7 protein-coding genes and 2 pseudogenes are annotated in these 7,051 nt (G+C 46.9%); 3 read left to right on the forward strand and 6 right to left on the reverse strand.

Features of this window, described 5'->3' with window-relative positions:
- Positions 1-252 precede the first annotated feature (252 nt).
- Together J7K79_RS07720 and J7K79_RS07725 are read left to right on the forward strand one after the other, a co-directional pair.
- Entirely contained in the window at positions 253-396 is a 144-nt protein-coding gene (locus tag J7K79_RS07720; protein WP_296907178.1) for an EAL domain-containing protein, read from the forward strand.
- Positions 397-613: 217 nt separating this feature from the next.
- Entirely contained in the window at positions 614-1,864 is a 1,251-nt protein-coding gene (locus J7K79_RS07725) for a Glu/Leu/Phe/Val dehydrogenase (protein ID WP_296907181.1), read from the forward strand.
- 30 nt (positions 1,865-1,894) lie between these two features.
- On the opposite strand, the gene J7K79_RS07730 is transcribed toward J7K79_RS07725, so the two are convergent.
- The 6 genes and pseudogenes from J7K79_RS07730 to J7K79_RS07755 all read right to left on the reverse strand — a co-directional run bounded on the left by J7K79_RS07730 (position 1,895) and on the right by J7K79_RS07755 (position 6,483).
- Positions 1,895-2,206, reverse strand: a complete 312-nt coding sequence (locus J7K79_RS07730) for a DUF505 family protein (RefSeq protein ID WP_296907184.1) — start codon at positions 2,204-2,206, stop codon at positions 1,895-1,897.
- Positions 2,203-2,540: pseudogene (locus tag J7K79_RS07735) on the reverse strand (DUF505 family protein). Before J7K79_RS07735 ends, J7K79_RS07730 begins: the two are co-directional and overlap by 4 nt.
- A 46-nt stretch (positions 2,541-2,586) precedes the next feature.
- Positions 2,587-3,123 (reverse strand): annotated as a pseudogene (locus J7K79_RS07740) (DUF505 family protein).
- A gap of 104 nt (positions 3,124-3,227) precedes the next feature.
- Positions 3,228-5,747 (reverse strand): hypothetical protein, encoded by a 2,520-nt coding sequence (locus tag J7K79_RS07745; protein ID WP_296907188.1) that lies wholly within the window; start codon positions 5,745-5,747, stop codon positions 3,228-3,230.
- Between the two features lie 24 nt (positions 5,748-5,771).
- Positions 5,772-6,251 (reverse strand): flavodoxin, encoded by a 480-nt coding sequence (locus tag J7K79_RS07750; RefSeq protein ID WP_296907190.1) that lies wholly within the window; start codon positions 6,249-6,251, stop codon positions 5,772-5,774.
- A gap of 82 nt (positions 6,252-6,333) precedes the next feature.
- Positions 6,334-6,483 (reverse strand): hypothetical protein, encoded by a 150-nt coding sequence (locus J7K79_RS07755; protein ID WP_296907193.1) that lies wholly within the window; start codon positions 6,481-6,483, stop codon positions 6,334-6,336.
- Between the two features lie 185 nt (positions 6,484-6,668).
- On the opposite strand from J7K79_RS07755, the gene J7K79_RS07760 reads away from it, so the two are divergent.
- On the forward strand, positions 6,669-7,051 hold a 383-nt coding region (locus tag J7K79_RS07760; protein ID WP_296907197.1), incomplete at its 3' end, for an AraC family transcriptional regulator.

Genomic DNA, 7,051 nt, shown 5'->3' on the forward strand with positions numbered 1-7,051 from the left:
CACCCTCTTTACCCCCCTCCTTAAAACCCTGGAGAAAATGTCTTTTGTGGTTCAGAAAAACTATCCAAAGTCCAAATGTTCATTAGCCTTCATCCTCATCAGCATCGGAAAGTAAAGTTTGGTAACACAAAGCTTCGGACGTGGTAGATCTTGCTTGCTGGAGCAGTTACTGTTCTCCCGATAGCACAGATCTCCTTTTCAACCGGTGAAATATGAGAAATAGGACATATCGAAAGTTTCGTTGCTGAAACTTTGAGAAAGAAAGGGATGAAGATGACCGTAGACAATGTGGAAAAAGATTTTTCCTCGTTGAACATATTAACGAAGTTGAGGCCGGACATCATAAAAATCGACATAAATCTCATCAGAGATATTCATAAACAGAGATATTCATAAAGATTGGTTGAAGTGCCGCATGGTTGAGGTTCTTCGCTGCAAACAGCTCCGGTATACAGGTGATAGCAGAAGGTGTGGAGACGATCGAGGAGTACAGGGTCCTTCCCTTATGATCCACCCTCAAAAATGGGATGATGATTTTGGATTTTGTTTCTGCAAATGTTACAATAAGTAACGATATGGTGTATCACGCATAATCGAAAGGAAGGGGAGAAGGATGTCGGAAAAGAGTCTCTATGAAATGGCAGTTGAGCAGTTCAACCGTGCTGCAAAGCTCATGGGCCTGGAGCCGGACCTTGCAGAGGTTCTGAGAAGGCCAAAGCGTGTTTTGATCGTCGAGTTTCCGGTGCGAATGGACGATGGTCACATCGAAGTCTTCACCGGATACCGTGTGCAGCACAACATTGCAAGGGGTCCAGCGAAGGGCGGTATCAGATATCACCCCGACACCAACCTGGACGAAGTCAAAGCCTTAGCGTTCTGGATGACTTGGAAGACGGCCGTGATGAACCTGCCATTCGGTGGTGGAAAGGGTGGAGTCAGAGTAGACCCAAAGAAGCTCTCAAGAAACGAACTCGAGAGACTTTCGAGAAGGTACTTTTCTGAGATTCAGATAATCATAGGCCCACACAACGACATTCCCGCACCGGACGTGAACACGAACGCGGACGTAATGGCCTGGTACATGGACACCTACAGTATGAACGTCGGTTACACTGCCCTTGGAGTGGTCACGGGAAAACCTGTGGATCTGGGAGGTTCAAAGGGTCGTGAGGAGGCAACAGGGCGTGGGGTGAAGGTGTGCACCGGGCTGGCAATGGACGCCATGGGAATAGATCCAAAGAAAGCAACGGTTGCCGTTCAGGGTTTTGGAAATGTGGGACGATTTGCAGCCCTCTTGATCGCACAGGAACTTGGATCGAAAGTTGTTGCAGTGAGTGACAGTAAAGGTGGTGTGTACAACCCAGAAGGACTCGACGTGGAGGAGCTGATCGAATATAAACTCGAGGAGGGAACAGTTGCCACCTATCCCAAAGGTGAAAGGATCTCCAACGAAGAACTTCTGGAGCTGGATGTCGATGTTCTTGTTCCGGCGGCGTTGGAAAGCGCCATTCACGAAGGAAACGCAGAAAAGATAAAGGCGAAGATCGTGGTGGAAGGAGCCAACGGTCCCACAACCGTTGAAGCCGATGAAATACTGGAAGAAAAAGGAGTCCTTGTGGTCCCAGATATCCTCGCGAATGCTGGCGGTGTCACCGCTTCCTACTTCGAATGGGTTCAGGACCTTCAGGAGTTCTTCTGGGATCTTGATCAGATAAGAAACGCACTCGAAAAGATGATGAAGGAAGCTTTTAGTGACGTCATGAGAACAAAGAACAAGTACAACACCGATATGAGGACAGCAGCATACATACTCGCTATAGACAGGGTGGCCTACGCCACAAAGAAGAGAGGGATCTACCCGTGAAAAAATCCCCACCGCTCGGTGAGGCCTGCTTCAGACTTCAATCCAAGGGTACTCTTTCTTTACAAGCTCATCCGCCGCCTGAAAGAGTGCCACCCCTGCTTCAGTCAGGGCGTTCTCACTTATGAATCTGGATATCCTGGCGAGGCTCACTGTATCATCGAAGGTCTCTGGATCAACTCTGAGCTCTTTTTCCACTGCTTTCCAGCTTTCCGGATTTATCCTGATCCTCTTTTCTCTCATCTGAAGATCACCACGCGTTTTTATAGCCTGAAGAAGCCTTATCACAAGGGGTGTAATAGGAGCTCCCACATCGTCAGAAGCTACCGACAACGCTCTCTTCATGAATTACTGGTGTTCACTAGCATGATGACATTGGCGGGCAGTATTTCTACCAGGTTCTTGGTTTCAAGGCTGTCGAGTGCTATTTTCTCTTCTTCGGACAGGCTCAGATCTTCGATGAAGGCACCCGTTTTACAGGGTACTTTCCTGAGAATTCTCATCTCCGTACTCGTTGTGAGAGGCCTTCTTTCCTTGTTTGTTCATACCATTCTACGTTTAGTGCAGCAAATTCCTTCCTCCTCATGGTGATGGACTTTACACTAATGACAGTGATGGCTCTCGGGTTTTCACTTTGATCTTCGAGAACTAATCTACTTTTTCCTCTATTTGTTTCAATTCTGGAAGCACATCCTTATCTTTTTCGTGCCTCTTCCAGAGGCTTTCTATAACCGCGGACAATTTGACTTCATCTTCGGATATCCGGAAGGCAGGCGTTGTTCGGATGAAGTTTCCCTGTCTAGTCTACAAGCCCCTTCTCCAGAAGGGTGTTTCTTTTCAAAATCGCTCAATTTCCTCCCTTCGTAGGCTTTTACAACTGTGTCCAGAACAAATTCATCGAGGATCAGTCCATCTGTCACAACAAGACCCTTTTTGAGAGCGGCCTTGATCTGTTGTCCGAGTCCCGCGAGAGTGCGGATGTCGGATCTTGGAGCAGTGAGGGCGATCATCCTCATCACTTCAAGCTAGAAAAGTTCGTTTTTTCTACTGGAAGGTACTCGATTCACTGGGTCCTTCTACGATTTTTCTCAGGTACTCTGCTATCTATGAGTTCACCACGAGTTCTGGATGAGAAGCATTGTAGGCCTCATCGAGTACATGAGCATGTGAAGGGTTTCTTCCTTTGCGGATCCTCGCTTCTCCAGAGTCGCTGCTATCTCTCCTTTTACTCTGGACTGAGCAAGTTTCGAGTATCTAATCATGGAGATCACTTCAGAGCCGATCCATCTGAAGGAGTCGTCCCGTTCCTGTTATAACCATTTTCCTCCTTATCTATGGTGGGGCGGTGAGTTTTCCCTATAAATATTTATCTAAGCTCGATGAAAGCTGGAAAGGAGGGAAATCCGTTTGGACTGGTACTGACACCGACGTAAAAACCTGCTGGTTGAGGGCTTGAGAGGGAAGAAAGGTTCAAGAACGCTCCAGCCGTCAGATAGAATTTGAATCCCTTCGTGTACGTTTCCACGAAAATATGATCGTAAAGGGCGTTGATTTCCTGAGCATCGCCTGATAGTTCAAGAGATGTTATACCGATCGTGTTTCCGGTGTTTTTCACAAGAACAAGCCCGTCAAAGAGCTCTGCTCGATCTTCAAAGAGTGTCTGTGCCAGCGATATATCGTAGTTGAAAGTGTCCAGATCTGCCAGCTGAAGGTTAAATCTCACGGAGAGATTGCTCTCTCTTCCTAAGGCGATTTTCAGCTCGTTGAACGAATAAAGACTGTCCAGTGTGAAAAGCTGGCCGATATTTTCTGCGCTGAACGTTAAGAAGGTCTTCAGAGAAGCTGGAAAGTTGAAAACGTAAGTTCTGAGCTCAAGACCGGCTCCCACATTTTTCGACTTCGGTGTGGGAATGCTGTCCAGCAGGTTTGGAATGTTTGAGCCAATCGAGTCAAAGCTCAATCCCAGAACAAACTCTAGCCCAGAGGATGGAGAAAGCAGGAAACTTCCAATACGTGTAGAGAGTCCAAGACTGTACATTCCCTGTGGATAAAGATAACTTCCATAGGCTGTGAAAGAATCCTTCACCACAGAAAATCCAGCGTACTGACTGAACCCATCTTCTGAGTTCACGGTTGGCGCGAGGAACAACTGAACGTTGTTCTCCACACTGGAAAATCCAAAGAGCATAGAAAAGTTATGTGGAACATACAATGGCACGTGCAAAACGGGTTTGAGAAACTTTTTCAGTCTGAATGAAAACTCATCAGAGTCTGTGAAGTTTGCTCTTCTTTCTGTGAAACGGTGATTTTCCCTTTCTATCTTCAGCGGTTTTATTCTCAGGCTTTTTTTGTAGACACCCATTCCACCAGTTCTTCCGTACGGGACGTAACTGATGTAGTAGAGCGTATCGTCAGCAACCAGAAAATCACTGAGAAGTGTCTTCTCTGCCAGTGAATACAGTCTTTTTTCTTTTAGATCGTAGTAACACGGCATCGTGTTGTCACCTTCCACTTGAACGAAGGTCACACCGTTCTTCCAGAAGCGAACGTACGGTCCTTTCATCGTGGGTGTGTCGATTTTTGAAACCTCTCTTTTTGTTCTCCTGTCCAGAACGACGATCTTGTTGTCGAGCGTTAAGAGCGCGATGTAGTCTTCTGAGGCGTCCATGTACCTGATGAAACCATCGAATACGTACTCGAATCCCGGCCCCTCGATCTTGCTTTTCATCGACTTTGTGTCGTAAGATGCCATGTAGATCTTCCCCTCGTGGATGGCAAAAGCACTGATGCTTCCTCTTTTGATGATCTTTCCCTCTGTCACATTCCAGAGAATGTTCTCATATCGTTCAAAAAAGCGTTCTTTGCAGAGGGTGTAGATTTTTCCATTATCGTACTTCACGTCGATCACGTTTTCCACAGGTATCTCACGTGTTTCTTTTCCTTCCAGATCGATGAACTTGAGCGCTTTCTTTTTCATACCTGTGTAAGAAGTGAAGGGACCGTACTCTTCGCTCAAAACCACCAGGCCGTCTTCGAAGAGGTCGAGCTTGTAGAGCCTTGTGTTTTCTGCCTTGTAAACCAGATTTCCCTGATCGTAACTAAGACCTGTGAGGGAGAGGATCCAGTCTGTGTAAATCTCATCGAAGCTCTTTCCGAAGACCTTTTTGTAAGCATCATCACCTCCGATCCTTGACGACTCACGGAACAACTCTTTTACCTTCTCAAGACCGTACGTTTTCACGAGGTACTTGTAAAAACCTCCGGTGAAGTTGTAGTAGAGAAGGCCGTCCCGATAGTCATCCTCCGGGACGATCTCCCTGTAACCAGAGGAAGGAAAGTTCGAAAGGGAGTAATAAAACAGCCCGTCTGAGTAAAAGGGATTGTTGAGCCGACCAGAAGAGGAAGAAAAAGAGCTCTCGTTGAAAAGAGTAACTCCTTCGATCAGTCCGCTGAAAAGCTGAGGATAAAAGGGAATTCCCGTGAGTTTTGTGATCGTCTTTCCCAGGTCATCTTGGTAGGTGAGATGACACATATGTGAGAACTCGTGGATCAGAACGTAAGTGTACCAGTCTTCCAGAGGAAGCTGGAAATGGAGCCAGCTTTCAGGGGGCCATGGGTAAATCACGATTGCTCTATGAAAAAACGGCATTGTGTGGCCGTTGGAGACGGTGCCCTTGTCTTTGAGAACGATCGTTATCCGCCCCGGATCGTTCCCGACGAGTTCTATCACCTTCGGTCGTATCGTTTCGAAAATGTTTCCAACAAGAACGGCGTTTTCGTAATATCCTTCTGGATAGACGATGTCTGCGTGTTCAAAGTGAAGAACACCTGCAAAAGCCCCCACGACAAGTATGAAGGCCATCACTGAAAGCACACTTCTGATCATGTCTCATTCCCCCGTGTGTGTTTATCAGTTCGATTCTAGCACCTCCTCAATCCATCTTGAAACCGTCTCTTTGAGATCCTTCCCTCCATCGCAGTACACAACAAGTTCCTTCAGAACGTTTGAGTTCGGACACATTTTCTTTATGTCCTCCACAATCCTCTGTCTTCCTCCACCTCCGTGGCTGATGAATGGGGCGATTTTCTTTCCGGAGAGGCTGTATTGGGAAAGGAACGTGGCAACAGGTGGTGCTATAGTTCCCCACCAGTTTGGTGTTCCAAGAAAAATGAGATCGTATCTTTCAAGAGACTCGATATTTGTTTTCAAAGGAGGTTTGTAGCCTGTTCTTATCTCCCTTTTTGCTTGCTCAACAGTCTCTCTATAAGATGCAGGATAAGAATTCTCCGGTATCAGTTCGGCGATGTCTCCTCCTGTCAGTTCTTGAATCAGCATTGCTATTTTGCGTGCGTTGCCGGACCAGGAGTAGAAAACAATGAGTGGTTTCACGGTCGATCGCCCCCTTGGTTCATGCTCATTGTACAGGGTTTTTCTCTTTCTCTGGTGTTTCTTGTTTTCGACTTTCACCCCCTCAAGATAATCGACAGCTTCCTTTGGGGTGTTTCTGAGTTTCCAGAAACCTAGAAAGAAGATGTACCCTGGCGCTGATACCGATGTGTACGAACTCTTCGTCTGGTGTGACTCCGTGCCAGTGAACCGCATTCAGTGGGATTTCAACCACTGGCGGAAACCTCAGGACCTCTTTTCCCCAGTTTTCTCCTTGGAATCGCCATGATATCCCTCCTCACATAAGTTCGACATGAATATACTGCTTTGTTTTAGTTGAATGATAGAAGGATATTTTCGAATGTTTGCTCGATTTTCCAGAGAAAGGTAGAATTTCACATGGAAGGGAGATGAAAGAGTATGGATGAATTCACATATGTCAGGAGAAAACTCATTGATAGGATTTTACATCTCACAGAAAGACAGCCCGTGGTGAACCCCGTTCCAGGCCTGACGGTGAGCAGAAGAGAGTCCCCCACAGAGCCAAACAGTTACATGCTTCCACCCGGTATCTGCATCGCAGTGCAGGGTGCAAAACGGGTTCTTCTTGGAGAAGAGTACTACGTCTACGACGTGAACAACTTTCTACTCACCTCCCTCGATCTTCCCGTCACCGCTCAGGTGATAGAAGCCTCCAAAGAAAAGCCATACATCGGCATAGTCTGGGAGATAGACATGAACATCCTCACAGAACTCATCCTCGAGAGCAGGTTCCACGTACGTGAAGATAGGCCTTCCCGGGG

The sequence above is a fragment of the Thermotoga sp. genome (assembly GCF_021162145.1).
In the GTDB taxonomy this organism is placed as follows: Bacteria; Thermotogota; Thermotogae; order Thermotogales; family Thermotogaceae; genus Thermotoga.